Source organism: Tepidanaerobacter acetatoxydans Re1 (assembly GCF_000328765.2).
GTDB classification, from domain to species: Bacteria; Bacillota; Thermosediminibacteria; order Thermosediminibacterales; family Tepidanaerobacteraceae; genus Tepidanaerobacter; species Tepidanaerobacter acetatoxydans.
This window is the reverse complement of the sequence record NC_019954.2, coordinates 2,347,276-2,363,141: the sequence shown is the minus strand read 5'-3', so window position 1 is coordinate 2,363,141 and position 15,866 is coordinate 2,347,276. Positions and strand designations below refer to the sequence as shown.

16 protein-coding genes and 1 pseudogene are annotated in these 15,866 nt (G+C 38.3%); 13 read left to right on the top strand and 4 right to left on the bottom strand.

Translation table 11 applies throughout. The features are described from left to right. Positions 1-10 precede the first annotated feature (10 nt). From TEPIRE1_RS11255 to TEPIRE1_RS14280, 4 genes and pseudogenes are all read left to right on the top strand, one after another. Positions 11-1,288: a PTS sugar transporter subunit IIC gene (locus tag TEPIRE1_RS11255; protein WP_013779299.1), complete on the top strand. Its 1,278-nt coding sequence runs from the start codon at positions 11-13 to the stop codon at positions 1,286-1,288. A gap of 81 nt (positions 1,289-1,369) precedes the next feature. Then, entirely contained in the window at positions 1,370-3,259 is a 1,890-nt protein-coding gene (locus TEPIRE1_RS11250; protein WP_013779298.1) for an FAD-dependent oxidoreductase, read from the top strand. 15 nt (positions 3,260-3,274) lie between these two features. Beyond that, positions 3,275-4,687: a 6-phospho-beta-glucosidase gene (locus tag TEPIRE1_RS11245; protein ID WP_013779297.1), complete on the top strand. Its 1,413-nt coding sequence runs from the start codon at positions 3,275-3,277 to the stop codon at positions 4,685-4,687. Positions 4,688-4,768: 81 nt separating this feature from the next. Continuing rightward, positions 4,769-4,864 (top strand): annotated as a pseudogene (locus tag TEPIRE1_RS14280) (helix-turn-helix domain-containing protein); the annotation flags it as partial. Positions 4,865-4,877: 13 nt separating this feature from the next. On the opposite strand, the gene folK reads toward TEPIRE1_RS14280, so the two are convergent. From folK to queD, 4 genes are read right to left on the bottom strand one after another with little or no spacing between them, the layout of a single operon-like run. Next, positions 4,878-5,345, bottom strand: a complete 468-nt coding sequence (gene folK, locus TEPIRE1_RS11240; RefSeq protein ID WP_013779296.1) for a 2-amino-4-hydroxy-6-hydroxymethyldihydropteridine diphosphokinase — start codon at positions 5,343-5,345, stop codon at positions 4,878-4,880. Next, positions 5,333-6,523, bottom strand: a complete 1,191-nt coding sequence (gene folP / locus TEPIRE1_RS11235) for a dihydropteroate synthase (RefSeq protein ID WP_013779295.1) — start codon at positions 6,521-6,523, stop codon at positions 5,333-5,335. The genes folK and folP overlap by 13 nt, the downstream gene beginning before the upstream one ends. A 17-nt stretch (positions 6,524-6,540) precedes the next feature. Then, positions 6,541-7,371 (bottom strand): GTP cyclohydrolase FolE2, encoded by an 831-nt coding sequence (gene folE2 / locus TEPIRE1_RS11230; RefSeq protein ID WP_048894714.1) that lies wholly within the window; start codon positions 7,369-7,371, stop codon positions 6,541-6,543. Beyond that, the gene (gene queD / locus TEPIRE1_RS11225; protein WP_013779293.1) at positions 7,316-7,672 is read right to left on the bottom strand and encodes a 6-carboxytetrahydropterin synthase QueD; all 357 of its coding nucleotides are present in this window, start codon (positions 7,670-7,672) and stop codon (positions 7,316-7,318) included. The genes folE2 and queD overlap by 56 nt, the downstream gene beginning before the upstream one ends. A 173-nt stretch (positions 7,673-7,845) precedes the next feature. Here queD and TEPIRE1_RS11220 point away from each other — a divergent pair, with 173 nt between their 5' ends. The 9 genes from TEPIRE1_RS11220 (at position 7,846) to tsaA (ending at position 15,554) form a co-directional block, all read left to right on the top strand. After that, positions 7,846-9,651, top strand: coding sequence for a BglG family transcription antiterminator (locus TEPIRE1_RS11220; RefSeq protein WP_013779292.1), 1,806 nt, complete (start codon positions 7,846-7,848; stop codon positions 9,649-9,651). Then, positions 9,641-10,111, top strand: a complete 471-nt coding sequence (locus TEPIRE1_RS11215) for a PTS sugar transporter subunit IIA (protein WP_013779291.1) — start codon at positions 9,641-9,643, stop codon at positions 10,109-10,111. The genes TEPIRE1_RS11220 and TEPIRE1_RS11215 overlap by 11 nt, the downstream gene beginning before the upstream one ends. Positions 10,112-10,174: 63 nt before the next feature. Beyond that, complete coding sequence (locus TEPIRE1_RS11210) at positions 10,175-10,507, top strand: PTS sugar transporter subunit IIB (protein WP_013779290.1); 333 nt, start codon at positions 10,175-10,177, stop codon at positions 10,505-10,507. 2 nt (positions 10,508-10,509) lie between these two features. Further along, positions 10,510-11,856 carry a PTS sugar transporter subunit IIC gene (locus TEPIRE1_RS11205; RefSeq protein WP_013779289.1) on the top strand — a complete coding sequence of 449 codons (1,347 nt, stop codon included), beginning with the start codon at positions 10,510-10,512 and terminating at the stop codon, positions 11,854-11,856. A 45-nt stretch (positions 11,857-11,901) separates the two neighbouring features. Further along, complete coding sequence (locus tag TEPIRE1_RS11200) at positions 11,902-12,423, top strand: GrdB-related putative oxidoreductase (protein ID WP_013779288.1); 522 nt, start codon at positions 11,902-11,904, stop codon at positions 12,421-12,423. 65 nt (positions 12,424-12,488) lie between these two features. Continuing rightward, a complete protein-coding gene (locus TEPIRE1_RS11195; RefSeq protein ID WP_013779287.1) occupies positions 12,489-13,616 on the top strand; it encodes a Sapep family Mn(2+)-dependent dipeptidase in 1,128 nt (375 codons plus the stop codon). A 34-nt stretch (positions 13,617-13,650) separates the two neighbouring features. Further along, positions 13,651-14,616: a N(4)-(beta-N-acetylglucosaminyl)-L-asparaginase gene (locus tag TEPIRE1_RS11190; protein ID WP_013779286.1), complete on the top strand. Its 966-nt coding sequence runs from the start codon at positions 13,651-13,653 to the stop codon at positions 14,614-14,616. Between the two features lie 51 nt (positions 14,617-14,667). After that, positions 14,668-14,979 (top strand): PTS lactose/cellobiose transporter subunit IIA, encoded by a 312-nt coding sequence (locus tag TEPIRE1_RS11185; protein ID WP_231848289.1) that lies wholly within the window; start codon positions 14,668-14,670, stop codon positions 14,977-14,979. A 191-nt stretch (positions 14,980-15,170) separates the two neighbouring features. Beyond that, a complete protein-coding gene (tsaA, locus tag TEPIRE1_RS11180; protein ID WP_013779284.1) occupies positions 15,171-15,554 on the top strand; it encodes a tRNA (N6-threonylcarbamoyladenosine(37)-N6)-methyltransferase TrmO in 384 nt (127 codons plus the stop codon). Positions 15,555-15,866: the final 312 nt, after the last annotated feature.

The following is a 15,866-nucleotide window of genomic DNA, read 5'->3' as shown; positions in this document are numbered from 1 at the left end:
GAGGTATTTTATGGAAAAGTTTATTGGCACGCTGCAAAAAAAGCTGATGCCTATCGCAAATAAACTGTCTAACAACAAGTTTATGAATTCTCTGGGGCAAACATTTCAACTGCTACTACCCATTATAATCATTGGTTCGTTTGCATGCCTGGGTGCGTTTTTAGATATTCCATTTTGGCAAAGTTTTGTCACATCTACCGGGCTGCAGCTTATCCTTATGACTATACAGTCGCTGACGCTTAGCATCATAGCGCTTTATGTTGTTATAGTGCTGCCATTCCAGTATGCACAAAAGCTTAAAATTAACGCAATATCAGCATCAGTTATTTCGTTGATGGCATTTTTGCTACTTACTCCCCACGAACTGTATACTGCAATTCCAACCGAATGGCTCGGATACTCGGGTTTGTTCAGTGCTATAATAGTAGGCGGGTTGGTGCCCCAGCTTATCAAATTCTTGCTTGATAAAAAGATTTATATACACATGCCTAAAGGGGTGCCTCCCATCGTGGAAGACTCCTTTGCTTCGCTGGTTCCTGCTGCGTTTGTTTTAATTATTGCTGTTGTTATTTCGCAAATGCTGATACTTACCAGTTTCGAAAACTTTCACAATGTCATCTATACTGTTATACAGGCTCCGCTTCAGGGATTTGGTCTGTCGCTGCCGGCTTATCTTGTAATGCAGATTTTGTGTACTCTGCTGATGTTTTGCGGTATACATGGCAACACAATTTTTGCCACATTTACTCCACTTACCATGGCAGCCAGCGCCGAAAACTTGGCTGCACTGGCCGCAGGGCAGCCTCTGCCCAATATCATTACTAGTTCCTTTTCTGTGCTATGTCAGCCGGGCGGTATTGGTGGTACATTCGGCTTAGCAATTTTACTCTTGTTCTTTTCTAAATCAAAACGCCTTAAAACACTGGGTAAAATGTCTATTGTACCAGCAATATTCGGCATAAACGAGCCGTTGATTTTTGGTATTCCCATTTTGCTAAACCCGCTATTATTCATCCCTTATGTACTCTGCCCAATAGTATGCACAACCTTAAGCTATGTTTCTATTGCTATCGGTATCGTTCCAAGATTATCCGGTGTTGAGGTCAACTGGACAATGCCTCAGATTGTTTCCGGATTCCTTGCGCAGGGCTGGCAGGCTGCTGTGCTGCAAGTGGTGCTGATTGCGGTTACTACCCTGATATGGTTTCCGTTCTTCAAGATGGTGGATAAACAGATATCCTTCGAGGAGAGTGAATCGGATACTAAGGACGATAAGGCTACCAAATAAGTGCATAGCTGAAAACAAGTGAAAAAGAATAGTTCATAACTATTCTTTTTTATCTAAAATTTCTAAGTGAGGAGAAACGATATGCAATTTCCAAACTTGTATAGCCCTATAAAAATAAACAATATGGTTTCAAGAAATAGAATAGTGGCCGCTCCTACAGGTGATGTATTTGAAGAAAAAGCTCTTGGAGGTGCCGGAATAGTTATATGCGGACATACCATTGTAGAGCCGGGAAGGTCCAGTTTTGCCAGCGGAAACGAGCCCTATTTATTCCACAAATATTCGGTGGAGGAAGCTCAATCAAGGATACGCAAATGCCACCAGTCAGGTGCTAAGGCGTCACTGGAACTTTTTCACGCAGGCCAGTACGCTCGAGTGATAGACTATGCGGTGGGACCTGTAGGTTTCATTCGAGAAGATGGTGTGGAAGTGAAGGCCATGACTCCCGAAATGATGGAGCATGTAGCCAATTGTTATGCACAGGCCGCAAAGGACGCACGCGACTTGGGTTTCGACATGGTATTCATGCACTTTGGACACGGTTGGTTGCCACCACAATTTTTATCGCCATTATTTAATAAGCGCACCGATGAATATGGCGGTTCGTTTGAAAACCGTGCAAGGTTCCCTAAAATGATACTTGAAAAGGTAAGGCAGGCGGTTGGGCCGAATTATCCCGTGGATATGCGTATCAGCTCGGTGGAGTGGGTGGAGGGCTCTATTGAGTTCGAGGATACGCTTAAGTTCATCAAACTGGTGGAACCTCTGATAGACACCGTGCAGATTTCTTGCGGGCTTGACATAAACCATGAGGGCAATGTGCATATGGTTACTACTAATTTTAAAGAGCATATGCCAAATGCAAAATATGCGCGGATTGTAAAGCAGAATGTAAGCATTCCGGTTTCGGTTGTAGGTGCAGTGATGAATCCTTACGAGGCGGAAGAGCTTATAGCATCCGGTGCGGTAGATTTGGTTGCATTTGGTAGAAGCTTTATAGCCGATCCCGACTGGCCCAATAAAGCAAAGGACGGTAAAACGGACGACATAGTGCCGTGTATTCGCTGCCTTCAATGCTACCATATTTCTACAAACAGAAAAAACGTCGGCTGTTCGGTGAATCCGAGGTTTACAAATGAATCATTTGTAATAAAAAACCTAGAAAAGGCCGAAACAGTAAAAAATATTGTTGTTGTCGGTGGCGGCCCGGCAGGTATTATGGCTGCACTTACTGCAGCCAAACGAGGACACAAGGTAACTCTATTTGAAAAAAACGACCGTCTTGGCGGGGCGTTATGCCATATCGTGAAGCAGTACTATAAACAAGATATCAGGTTGTATCTTGACCATCTTCTCAGGCAGGTGGAAAAGCATAATATCGATATAAGACTGAACATAGCTGCGACCCCGGAGATGGTAAAAAGCATGTGCCCAGATGCCATTTTTATAGCAGTTGGTTCTATTCCTGCCAAACCACCTATAAAAGGTATTGACGGAATAAACGTTACTGATTTTTATGAGGCCATAGACAATCAGGACTGTATCGGACAAAATGTAGTGATAATAGGCGGTGGGACAATAGGTGCAGAAATAGGGCTGGAGCTGGCAGAACTGAAGCATAAAAAAGTCACTATAGTAGAGCCTACGGGCGAACTTGCCGCACAGGGCAATATGCTGTATAAGATAGCGCTAAGGCAAAAAATGGATGCAGTGAGCACACTTAAGCGAATGCTAGAAACCACGTGCAAAGAGATAACAAAGGATGGTGTTATCGTTGTTCCCAAGAACGGTGAGGAGAAGTTTTTAAAAGCTGATACCGTAATAATTTCTACTGGGGTGACTGCTAACAGGACAGTAGCCGAAAGTTTTTACGGTATTACGCCGGATACCTTTACAATTGGAGACTGCGAGAAACCCCGAAAAATAATGGAAGCCGTTTTCGAAGGGTATACTATCGCGTCGCGTATATAGGAGGTATGAGATACTATGAATCATTTGCCAGATAACTTTTTATGGGGCGGGGCAGTTTCCGCAAACCAGTGCGAGGGTGCCTATGACGTCGGCGGTAAAGGTTTGAGTATTGCAGATATTGCTACCGCAGGTGGCCTAGGGGTCAAACGGGAATATACAGATGGGGTAATTAAGGGAAAGTATTACCCTAGCCATCAGGCAATAGATTTCTTCCACAGGTACAAGGAAGATATTGCAATGTTTGCCGAAATGGGGCTTAAATGTTTCCGCACCTCGATAAACTGGACAAGGATTTTTCCATTAGGAGACGAGGCGATGCCTAATGAGGCAGGACTGAGATTTTACGATGATTTATTTGATGAATGTTTGAAATACGGCATAGAGCCTGTTGTGACCATTTCCCACTATGAAACGCCGTTTGCGCTGGTAAAAAAATACGGCTCGTGGCGAAGCCGAAATATGATAGACTTGTTCTTGCGCTTTTGTGAGGCAATCTTTAACAGATACAAAGAAAAAGTAAAGTATTGGATGACATTCAACGAGATCAATGTTATCACCCTAAACCCGATAATGGCAGCGGGGATAAAAATAGAAGAGGGCGAAGATTTTGACAGAGTTATTTATCATGCGGCACATCATCAGCTGGTCGCCAGTGCAAAGGCTGTTCAATTGGGGCACCAAATAAACCCCGATTTTAAGATAGGCATGATGATGTTGTATCCTACGTTCTACGCAGAAACATGCAAGCCGGAAGACCAACTTATAGCAATGAAATCAATAGACAAGCACTACTATTTTTCCGATGTGCAGGTGCGCGGACGCTATTCATCCAAGGCTATAAGATATCTCGCAAATAAGGGAATTACCTTACAAACTAACCCGGAAGATGATAAGGCACTGGAGGAAGGCATAGTAGACTATATAGGTTTTAGCTACTATAATAGCAATGTGGCTACCACGCGTCCTGATGCAGCATTTACCGGCGGGAATATGTTAAATGCGGTGAAAAATCCGTACCTTGAAGAAAGCGCCTGGGGATGGTCTATCGATCCCATTGGACTGCGCATAGCACTTAATAACTTATATGAGAGGTATCAAATACCACTGTTCGTTGTGGAAAATGGACTTGGTGCGGTAGATACAGTTGAAGAGGACGGCAGCATACACGATGATTATCGCATAGACTATCTACGGCGCCACGTAAAAGCCATAAAAGCCGCCGTTATTGAAGACGGAGTAGAATGTATAGGCTATACGCCGTGGAGTTGCATAGACCTGGTAAGTGCCTCTACCGGAGAGATGAAAAAGCGCTATGGGTTTATTTATGTAGACAAAGATGATGACGGAAAGGGCAGCCTTGCACGGAGTCGCAAAGATTCGTTTTTCTGGTACAAAAAATGTATAGAAACGAACGGTGAGGAAATCTAAAAAGGTCTGCGTCATTGTGCCTTGGCTGGTAGGTCAAAGTATTTTTAAACATGACTTTAATGGGAGAATACATCCCACTGAGCAAAAGCCATTCGATTTTCCACACTGGAAAAACTGTGTGAAGTGTTGGACTGCCAACCGGGTGATATTTTAAAATACTCAAAAGAAGAAAAATAAAAGGCTGTATTTCTTAATGATTCTGCTTTTTCAGTTCTTCATAAAGTTCTTTTACGGGTTTGTTGTATATTGGGTGCAAAAAAGAGGGAGATATTTCGCATATAGGACCTAAGACAAAAGAGCGGTTATGGGCATCGGGGTGGGGGATTTTAAGATTGTCTTCATCAACTATAATATTTTCATAGAAGATAATGTCAAGATCTATATTTCTCGGCCCCCAGTGGATTTTTCGCACTCTCCCCATCTCTTGCTCAATAGCAAGCAGCTCTTTTAAAACTTCTTGAGGAGAAAGATTTGTATCTGCAATACATGCCCCGTTTAAAAAAGTGTCTTGGTCTTCATAACCATATGGTTCTGTCTCTATTATGGTTGAAACCTTGATTATATTAAGTCCGCGGGCCTTCATTTTTTCTAAAGCTGTTTTAATGTTTTGTTCTTTATTGCCCATATTACTTCCAAACGCTATTATCACCTGCGGCACTTTATCGCCTCCACCATTTCAATAATCCTGACGTTTTCCTTTACATCGTGCACTCGCACCATATCCACATCTTGATAGGCACAAAGTGCGGTAATGGCAAGAGTACCTTCCAGTCTATCGTCAGCAGATTTTAAATCAAGAGCCTTACCGATAAAAGACTTTCTTGATGCGGCAATAAGTAAAGGCCTGTGAAGACTTTGAAGCTCACGAACTCTGTCCATTATCTCCATGTTATCTTTATAGGTTTTTCCAAAGCCTAGGCCCGGGTCGAGAATTATATTGTTTTCATCCATGTTGAAACTTATTGCATAGTTAATCTTATCGATAAAATACTGTGCAATTTCTTTTATAAGGTCATCATATGTAGGATTTTCTTGCATATTTTTAGGGGTGCCTTTTATGTGCATAAGGATATATGGTGCATTGCTTTTAGCTGCTACCTCTACCAGTTTTTGGTCAAAACTAAATCCGCTTACGTCATTTATTATATCAGCGCCTGCCTCTAAAGCTTTTTCCGCTACATTTGACCTATAGGTATCTACGGAAATCATTATATCGTGATAATTTTCCCTTATAGCTTTTATGGCCATAACAACCCTTTTTGCCTCATCTTCCTCGCTGATGGGGTCGGAGCCGGGCCTAGTTGACATTCCGCCTATATCGACAACATCTGCACCCGATTGTATCATATCTCGGGCAGTGTCTAATATTTCTTGTATGCTTTGCTTTCGAGAACCAGAGTAAAATGAATCAGAAGTGACATTTATTATGCCCATAACACGAGTCTTGTCAAAGCTTAAAGTTCTGCCCCAAGGGGATTTTATAAAGTTTGTTTTTTCTGTTGAAAAAAATTTCTTAAGTTCGCAGCAAGCTTTGTCTAACTTAAAATAAGGCATCTTTTGAAGTTTTTCCATCAAGATATTGTAGTGTTTTTTAGTGCCGAGAAGGATTATATCTGAAGTTTCAACATTGCAATCTACGGCATTTTTATGAACTACGGCATCACCGCCCGATGAAAGCATTTCTTGTTTTATGATATTTGCTCCGGGTGTAGGTATATCAAAGAGTTTAAGAGGAATTATCATGGACTTGTCTTTAAAAATATTAAAAGATGCGGGATGTGCATTGACTTTTTTCATTTCATTTTTTAGATATTCTTGAGATATTTCTAATATCATATCAAAGCTATCTCCCTTCAACTTAATGCTTTTTCAACCCAAGCAAAAGCTTCGTGATTGTGAATACTTTCATGGCTTTCTACTTCCACCCTGTAGCATTTAAGCCCGTCTTCTTTCTCCAGCAAAAGAGCCGCATCTCTTGCCACATCTTCTACAAATTTTGGCGTATTATAGGCTGCTTCGGTTACATATTTTTCATCTTCACGCTTTAATAGGGAATAAACAGGGCTTGATGCAGACATTTCTGCAATTGCTGCTAAATGTTCAAACCAAATTTTCTTTTTGGTTTTTACAAGGATTTTAACATTTGCCCGCTGGTTATGAGCACCAACGCTGCTAATAGCCTTAGAACATGGACAGAGAGTCTGCACGGGAACCACAACCCCGATAATTATTTCAGTTTCATCGCGGTTTTTCTCACCCAATATCATTGCTTCAATTTTAAGCGGCGATATATTCTTGCTTACAGGCGATTCTTTCCAAATAAAATATGGGAACTTGCATTCAAAAAAACTGCTTTCGGCATCAAGCTTTGTTTGTATGCTGCTTAAGATGCTTAAAATAATCTGAGGGTTTAGAATATCTATATTATTTAAGACTTCTACAAATCTACTCATATGAGTTCCCTTTATATCGTGATTTAAGGCTACAGAAAGGCTAATATTGGCAACGGTATTTTGAAATCCGTTTGTTTGGTCATATACCTTTAAGGGCCAGTCAATGTTTTTGATGCCTACTCTGTTTAGTGAAATACCTCGAGTATCTATTTGGCTTTGGATATCTTTTAACAAATCATTCACCCCTGTACATGATGCCACAATTTTCTGTTTCCCAAACCTGGATTTCATAAAGTCGGCAGTTTTCCCTAGATAATTCATCATATAGTCTATCCCAAATCCATTTGGCGATATTTTCGGCAGAAGGTTGCTTTATAAAGTCATTCAGATAGGAGTGGTCCAGCTGCTGCAATATTTTGGATTCAACAACGTGTTTTAGCTCAGAAAAATCCATAATCATATCTTCTTTTCCGGGCTTGCCCTCTAATTTAACGACAAGCTTATACGTATGCCCGTGGAGTTTTTCACATTTTCCATGATATTCCACGAGATTATGAGCTGCATCAAACTTGAATTTTCTTGTTAAAATCATTGATTTCCTCCTTGCTTATGCACATATTTTACGATATTTAACCCTATTATAACATGTAAATAATATTTAACCACACACTGAACATATTTTACTTATCATTAAGGAAGTCATATGTGATAGATTTGTAGAATGTATACATATATAATTTTATTAGTTAGAAAGGAATATTTAATATGAATAGGCGACAAGTAGATTTACTGAAAAAATTAATAATTCAAGATGATTATCAGCCGATAAAATATTTTTCTGCTATATTTGGCACATCAATGAAAACAATATCAAAGGATCTTGATGATATTGAGGAAATTATTAGTCCCACCGGTGCCAGAATAGAGAGGAAGCAAGGAAGAGGGATTAAGCTATGCTATACCTTGCCTCAGCTAGATAAGCTAAATGAGATATTAAATAATATATCACCTCTTGACAGCGACAAGACTGTAGAGGATAGAAGAACTGAAATTCTGTTAAATCTACTTATAAATACAAACAAGTACACCACAATCCAGAAACTTTCAGATAAATATATGGTGAGCAGGACTTCCATTAATAATGACCTAAAAGAAGTTCAGGAAAGGTTAAAAAAATATAACTTGGAACTTTCAAAAACCTTGAAGGGAACCAGAATAATCGGCAGTGAGATAAATATCAGAAAAGCTTTGGTTTCTACTATTCAAGAATATGCTAAAATCAATCCCGGTTATATATCCGAATATCAAAGCATCCGGCATAAGGAGCTTAATATTGCTGAAATAAATAGCATGCTAAACAGCAAGTCTATTTCATTTTTCGAAGAGCTGCTAAACAAATTGGAGAATGAATTGAAGCTGGTAATCTATGAACCCTATTATACAAATTTGCTAAGTCATTTGGTTATTATGACAAATAGGATAATTAACGGAAACTATATTGAAGATAATCCAGATTACAATAATTCTATGCTAGCGATGAATGAAAGGCTGTATGACGCTGCCGTATATTTAATTAAGGAAATAGAAAAGAAATTTGATATTAAGATTAACAAACAAGAAATTGCTTATGTGTATAAATATCTAATATCCGTCGGACTAAGTTTTGAAGATGATAAAAAATGTATTAAAGAAGCTGATTTATCCTATGTATATTTTACCAAGGATTTAATAAGCATTATATCTCAAATGCTGGATGTCAATTATGATTTAAGCCTTGATTTATACGATAAATTATTGCTGCATGTAAGGCCTATGCTCAACAGGGCAAAATATAATATTCAAATTAAAAATCCTTTATTGGATGATTTTTTAAGGGAATTTGAAGAAGAATTTTTTATAGTAAAGGTTGGCTGCTTTTTACTCTGCAACAGATATGGAGTAAATATGATAAACGATCATGAAGTGGCATATATTCTATCCTATTTTATTTCTGAAAACGAAAAAATGGCCAGTGCCATAAAGGTGCGAACAGTAGTAATATGCCATAGTGGCTATGGCACCAGCAGATTATTGGCTGCAAGATTGGCAAAGACTTTCAGCAATATCGAAATTTCAGGGATAATTTCATCTAATGCGATTAATAGTGCTGATTTAGAGAAAGTAGATTTAATAGTCTCCACAGTGGATTTGGACACGGATAAACCTTATTTAATAATATCAGCTTTTTTAAATGAAATAGATAAAGAAAATGTAAAAAACTATATAGAAAATATATTAGAAAGCAAGAAAAAATCGATTTCCTCAGAACATGAAGAGATTTCTATAAAATTTATTGATGATAAAGAGGGAATAAAAGAATTTATAAGTTTGCTTATTGAAGATGAGCTGATTCATGTTAAAGATAACATCTATTTATACCTTAGAGCAGAGAAAGCAAACTCGGCTCGGAAATACCTCATTGAGAAAAAATGTATAATTGCCGTCGATTATTCCGATTATAGCTTCTTATCAAAAGTTATAAGGTTTTTGATAAGAGAAGGGTTGGATAAGGAGGGGCAATATGGAAAGTAAAAGCCTAATTACCGAGGATAATATTCTTATAGATTTTAATGTAAGTTCTAAGGAGGAAGCCATAGATAAACTTGCGGAGTTGCTAGTAGAGTCAGGAGCTGTTTTGGATAAACCGGGTTTTTTAAAAGATATATATGAAAGAGAAAGCAGAGGTTTTACATATGCAGGAGATTATTTAGCGATTCCTCATGGCTGGTCCAAGCATGTAGTTAGAACAGCGGTGGCTGTTTTAAAAACAAAAGATCCTATTATTTGGGATGAAAAGGGGAATTTAGTAAAACTTATTATCATGTTTGTCATTCCACAAGGCAACGAGATAGAACAAGGATTGGAGAAAATAGGGCAGCTGTTTTCTTCACTGGGAGATGTGGAAGCTGTAAAAAGATTGTTAAACGCTGATACAAAGAAGGAAATAGCCCGGCTGATTTGTAGCTATGCAAATGTTAAATCAAAGTTTTAAACATAAAAGAAAAAGCCAATAATTGCAATTAATATAATTACAACAATTGGGAGGTGAATAAAGATGAAAAAGATTTATCTTTTTTGCGATCAAGGGATGAGCACAAGCATGCTTGCTAAAAGAATGCAAGATATAGGGGAAAAACACAATCTGCCTCTTGAGGTAAAAGCTCATTCAATTAAAACCTTAGAAAAAATCATGGAGGAAAAGAACCCTGATTGTGTTTTATTAGGTCCTCAGGTTAGCCATTTGTTGGAGGATACCAAAAGAAGGCTGGTAAACTATAATGTTCCAGTTGGAGTCATTGATTCCGCTGATTATGGAATGATGGATGGGGAGAAGGTTTTAAAGAAAGCAATATTACTTATGAAAAATCACAAAAAGAAGGGAGAATAATAATGTTTAATAAACTAGAAAAGACTCTAATGCCTATTGCGGATATGTTGGGCAAAAACAAGATTTTAGTTGCTATACGTGATGGATTTCTAGTTTCAACGCCGGTGATTATTGTCGGCTCTATGTTTATATTGTTTGCAAACTTTCCGGTGCCGGGCTGGTCCGAGTTTTGGGCAAGAATATTTGGAACAGGTTGGGAATCATATTTTTCTAACGTTGCACGGGCAACTTTTGATATAATATCAATATTAACAGTAGTGGGCATAGGATATGCTTATGCTAGAGAAATAGGAGCAGACAAAATACAAGGAGCGGTTGTTTCGCTGGTATCCTTTATAATCTTAATGCCTACGGCAATTCCGTATGAAGGCGTAGAAGGGCCATCTTTTGTAAGAGCTATAAGCTTTTCTTATATAGGCACAAATGGAATATTTTTAGCAATGCTTGTTTCGATTTTGTCAGTTCAAATATTCAACTGGGGATACAAAAAGGGCTGGACAATAAAGCTGCCACAGGGAGTGCCGCCTGCTGTTTTTGATTCATTTGCAGCTTTAATACCGAGTTTCCTAGTGATGTTCATATTTTTCTTGGTGAGAATTGGATTTGAGCTTACACCATATGAATCTGCACATAATTTTATATATACTGTGCTGCAGGCTCCGTTAATGGGGGTTGGAAATAGTTTAGGAGCACAAATTGTTTACGTTGTATCATGTTCTATTTTCTGGTTCTTTGGAATAAACGGACCTGCAGTTGCAAATTCAGTTTTTTCTCCAATATTTAGAACTTTGTCGATGGAAAACTTGGCGGCCTTTGAAGCAGGATTGCCATTGCCTCATATATACACAGGACAGTTTGTTGACCTTTTTCAAACATTTGGCGGAGGAGGAAGCACGCTTTCTTTAGTTATTCTTATGGTAACAGTGTGCAAGTCGGAAAGAATTAAGCAATTAGGAAGATTATCGATTGTGCCGGGCATTTTCGGAATCAACGAGCCTATCATATTCGGCCTTCCGATAGTGCTAAATCCTATAATGGTTATACCCTTTATTGGCGTGCCTTTGATGAATACAATTTTATCGGCAATAGCCTTTGAAACAGGATTTTTACCCTATACCAATGGTGTTTCACTGCCGTGGACAACACCCTTGGGTTTCTCAGGATATTTGTCAACAGGCAGCTTGAGGGCATCGGCATTCCAATTTTTATTGTTGATTTTAGGTTGTGTAGTATACTACCCGTTCATAAAGATACTTGATAAGAGTTACCTAAAAGACGAAGAATCTCAGAGCGAAGAAGATGAGTTGGCTGATATTTCATTTGAAGACTTATCTTTGGACGATCTTTAAGTCAGTTGCCGGTGACGGCAGTAAACTGGAGGTTAAAAGGTTAAGATGAGAGTTTTGATGGTATTTGACCAAATACAAGCAGGAATGGGAGGCAAGGAAAGGTCGGATCTTCCCCTTGGAGGCAAAAGGGGCGCAATAGGCTCAGCTCCCATGATCGAACCGCATCTTAAAAACGTAGATGGCGAAATTATAGCTTGTTTGTATTGCGGCAATGATTATTTTAAAGAAAACGAAGAAATAGCAACTAAAAAAATGACTGCTATGGTGAAAAAAATAAACCCTGATGTAGTTATCTGCGGACCGGCATATAACTATAAAGGATATGCATATATGTGCGCTGTTGTTGGCAAAAATATACAAGAAAAAACAGATATACCGGTTGTAGTTGCTATGTCAAAAGAAAATGAAGATGTTATTTCAGAATATAAGGATGTTTTACATATTGTAAAGATGCCTAAAAAGGGAGGCATCGGATTAAGCGAATCATTGAACAATATCTGTGTTTTAGCAAGAAAAATGTTTGATAAAGAAGATATAGAGGAACTAGCGAAAAAAATATGTTATTAGAAATATTATGAGGTAGCTCTGCAAAGGCTACCTCATATCTCAACTTTTACGATGGAGACTTAAAAATGGAACAGGTTTTAAATGATAAGATTGATGAATATAAGGAAAAACTATTGAAGTCTATAATAGAAGTGGTCAATATACCCAGTGTCAAAGATGAACCGAAAGATAATGCACCATTTGGAGACCGAATAAAAGAAGCGCTATTTGTGACATTAGATATAGCAGAGAATTTAGGCTTTAAAACAAAAAATTTAGATAATTATATTGGATATGCTCAGTACGGGGATAAAGAAGAGGGGTATATAGGAGTTATAGGACATTTGGATGTAGTGCCTGCAGGAGAAGGATGGAAGTTTCCACCTTTTAGCGGGCATATTGAAGATGAAAAAATATATGGCAGAGGCGTATTAGATAACAAAGGACCGATTTTAGCTGCGCTATATGCCTTATACGCTATTAAAGAATCTCGATTAAAGTTGAGCAAGCCAGTTAGAATAATATTCGGCACCGATGAAGAAAGCGGATTTAATGATGTTCGATATTATTTAAAGAAAGAAAAACCACCCGTAATGGGATTTACCCCTGATTGTAAATATCCCGTTGTATATGGAGAAAGAGGAAGGGCAAATATTCAATTTGAAATTGAGTATAATGACAAAAACTATAAAAACGCCGCTGATGAGTTTTTCGGTTTTTTAAATGATTATATTCTATCTAGTAAAAGCTGTGGAGATAGATTAGGCATTGATTTTAGCGATGCGGAATTTGGCGTTATGGAGATGAGGGGCCATAATATTCATATCGAGGATTCTAAATTTCTGTTTAATCTTAGCTTAAGCTATCCGGCAATTGTAAGCATCGATGAAATAATAAAAAGAATAAAATCAAAGCTCTCGAAAAACATAAAATTAAATCTTCTTTTAAACTATAACCCTGTTAAATTCGACAAAAATTCTTTTCTGATTAAATCACTGCAAAAGGCATATGAAGAGGTTACAAAATTAGATGGAACGCCAGTTACAACCACAGGGGGAACTTATGCAAAAATAATGCCTAACATTGTGCCTTTTGGACCTTCTTTTCCTGGGCAGAAAGGAATTTCTCATAATCCAAATGAATATATGAGCATAGAGGATATAATATTAAACAGCAAAATATTTGCTCAAGCTATATATAATTTGGCAAAATAGATGAAGCAAAATAAATAGAGGCGGAGGCGATAGCATGGGCTGGGCAATCATAGGCACCTGGAGAATGGCCTTGGAAGGCATTGAAAAATCAGCAAAGCTGCTTTCTAACGGAGGAAGTTCAGGAGATGCCATTGAAACAGCTATAAAGATGGTAGAGGATTTTCCTTACTATAAATCTGTCGGATACGGAGGCCTTCCTAACGAAAACGGGGAAGTTGAACTCGATGCGGCATATATGGATGGTGATAGTTTATCCATTGGAGCTGTTGCGGCGATTAAAGATTTTAAGAATCCTATCAGCATAGCCAGAAAGTTGAGCGAAGAAAGATTTAATTCATTTTTGGTAGGATACGGAGCAGAGGAATATGCTCATAAAAATGGATTCGAAAGGATGAATATGCTTACTGAAAGAGCCATTATCCATTATAAAAACAGATTGAAAGAAACGGTAAATAAGGGGCTCAGTCCCTATGACGGTCATGACACTGTAGGAATGGTTGCTCTTGACTTGGCCAATTCTATGGCAAGCGGTACGTCTACAAGCGGCCTTTTTATGAAGAAAAGAGGAAGGGTGGGAGATTCTCCGCTATCCGGCTCAGGCTTCTATGTAGATAGCAAGATAGGAGGCGCTACTGCTACGGGACTGGGAGAGGATATAATGAAAGGGTGCATCTCTTATGAAGTAGTCAGGTTGATGAAGGATGGTTATGCCCCTCAAGAGGCAGCGGATAAGGCCGTCTTCGAACTTACTAACCTGCTTATAAGTAGAAGGCAAAAGGCGGGAGATATCTCCGTAGTTTGCATAAACAATAAAGGAGAATTTGGGGCTGCTACAAATATTAAAGAGTTTTCCTTTGTAGTAGCTACCGAAAAATTGCCGCCAACTGTTTATACATGTACTGTTGAAAACAACAAAACGATTTATCAAGTGGCTACAGAAGAATGGATGCACAATTATATGAAGACAAGGACAGCTCCCTTAAAATTAAAATTAAAATAATAATAATAATTGATACAACAGATATAGAAAGATGGTGGACATATGGAAGGCATGGAATTATTAAATTTTCAAATGATAAGCAATGTCGGAGATGCGAAATCATTTCTGTTTAAAGCTTTAAAAGCTGCTAGGGAAGAAGACTTTAAAGCAGCAGAGAAGCTTATTGAAAGTGCAGACGAAAGTCTGTTAAAAGCCCATGAGATACATAGAGAGTTGCTGCAACAGGAAACTCAAGAGCCAATTGAGCTATCTCTTTTATTGATGCATGCTGAAGACCAAATGATGTCGACGGAATTGTTAAGGGATATTACCAACGAGATGTTATTGGTTCATAAAAAGTATTCGGGAGATGATAAAAAATAAGGGAAGACCTTAATTCCTTTCATCATGGTAATTTAACTTAGTTGAGTAAACCGGACAGTTACTACTAATCGTTAATACAGTAAAGACGGCTGGATGAAGCCGTCTTGCAGCGCCTCATCTGATGTTTAACAACATAGCAGAATACGAACACAGGCACAGATAAAATATGTTGCACAAAAAGGAGGAAATCAATGGAGATTTTAATGAAACCTATCGGCTATATCCGATCGCCTTATAAAGACAAGACTGCCGCTGCCAAACAAAGTACACTCTCACAAGGAACGACAGCTGTTATTGAGATATTGGATGAGTATGTGGAAGGCATAGCTGATATTAAGGAAGGGGAATACGGCGTCGTATTGTTCTACTTTCACAAATCCGAAGGCTATAAACTAACGACACTGTCCCGCAAAAGCAATAAAATTATGGGCGTGTTTTCTACAAGATCTCCCAACCGTCCAAACGGCATAGGAATGTCCATTGTCCGATTTATTAAAAAAGAAAATAACCGGCTGATTTTTGAAGGAGTAGATATGCTGGATGGCACCCCCGTGCTTGATATTAAGCCTTGCTGACCTTTACTTTGTTACTATTTCACCTCTGTCATAAAAATATAGAAAAAAAGTGGATTTTATGAGCACCTCGAAGTAGACAATTTTACTTTCGAGGTGCTTTTTTATATGCATGAAACTTACTATTTTTTACCTATAACTTAACAAAATACAAAAAAGATGGTACTTAATATAATAGTTGTAGACACTAATTGACACTAGTTTATGGGAAGAATGAAATTTTGTGCTAAAAAACAGGCTATTGCACAACAACTTTATGTGTAAATATCTGAATAAGCAAATAGCATATAAAAATGATTTGCTTATCGCACATAT

What these genes read in the sequence shown, in the direction of transcription:
- TEPIRE1_RS11255 (WP_013779299.1), top strand. Translation starts at nt 11, where the DNA reads ATGGAAAAGTTTATTGGCACGCTGCAAAAAAAGCTGATGCCTATCGCA.
- TEPIRE1_RS11250 (WP_013779298.1), top strand. Translation starts at nt 1,370, where the DNA reads ATGCAATTTCCAAACTTGTATAGCCCTATAAAAATAAACAATATGGTT.
- TEPIRE1_RS11245 (WP_013779297.1), top strand. Translation starts at nt 3,275, where the DNA reads ATGAATCATTTGCCAGATAACTTTTTATGGGGCGGGGCAGTTTCCGCA.
- folP (WP_013779295.1), bottom strand. Translation starts at nt 6,523, where the DNA reads ATGATATTAGAAATATCTCAAGAATATCTAAAAAATGAAATGAAAAAA.
- folE2 (WP_048894714.1), bottom strand. Translation starts at nt 7,371, where the DNA reads ATGAAATCCAGGTTTGGGAAACAGAAAATTGTGGCATCATGTACAGGG.
- queD (WP_013779293.1), bottom strand. Translation starts at nt 7,672, where the DNA reads ATGATTTTAACAAGAAAATTCAAGTTTGATGCAGCTCATAATCTCGTG.
- TEPIRE1_RS11220 (WP_013779292.1), top strand. Translation starts at nt 7,846, where the DNA reads ATGAATAGGCGACAAGTAGATTTACTGAAAAAATTAATAATTCAAGAT.
- TEPIRE1_RS11215 (WP_013779291.1), top strand. Translation starts at nt 9,641, where the DNA reads ATGGAAAGTAAAAGCCTAATTACCGAGGATAATATTCTTATAGATTTT.
- TEPIRE1_RS11210 (WP_013779290.1), top strand. Translation starts at nt 10,175, where the DNA reads ATGAAAAAGATTTATCTTTTTTGCGATCAAGGGATGAGCACAAGCATG.
- TEPIRE1_RS11205 (WP_013779289.1), top strand. Translation starts at nt 10,510, where the DNA reads ATGTTTAATAAACTAGAAAAGACTCTAATGCCTATTGCGGATATGTTG.
- TEPIRE1_RS11200 (WP_013779288.1), top strand. Translation starts at nt 11,902, where the DNA reads ATGAGAGTTTTGATGGTATTTGACCAAATACAAGCAGGAATGGGAGGC.
- TEPIRE1_RS11195 (WP_013779287.1), top strand. Translation starts at nt 12,489, where the DNA reads ATGGAACAGGTTTTAAATGATAAGATTGATGAATATAAGGAAAAACTA.
- TEPIRE1_RS11190 (WP_013779286.1), top strand. Translation starts at nt 13,651, where the DNA reads ATGGGCTGGGCAATCATAGGCACCTGGAGAATGGCCTTGGAAGGCATT.
- TEPIRE1_RS11185 (WP_231848289.1), top strand. Translation starts at nt 14,668, where the DNA reads ATGGAATTATTAAATTTTCAAATGATAAGCAATGTCGGAGATGCGAAA.
- tsaA (WP_013779284.1), top strand. Translation starts at nt 15,171, where the DNA reads ATGGAGATTTTAATGAAACCTATCGGCTATATCCGATCGCCTTATAAA.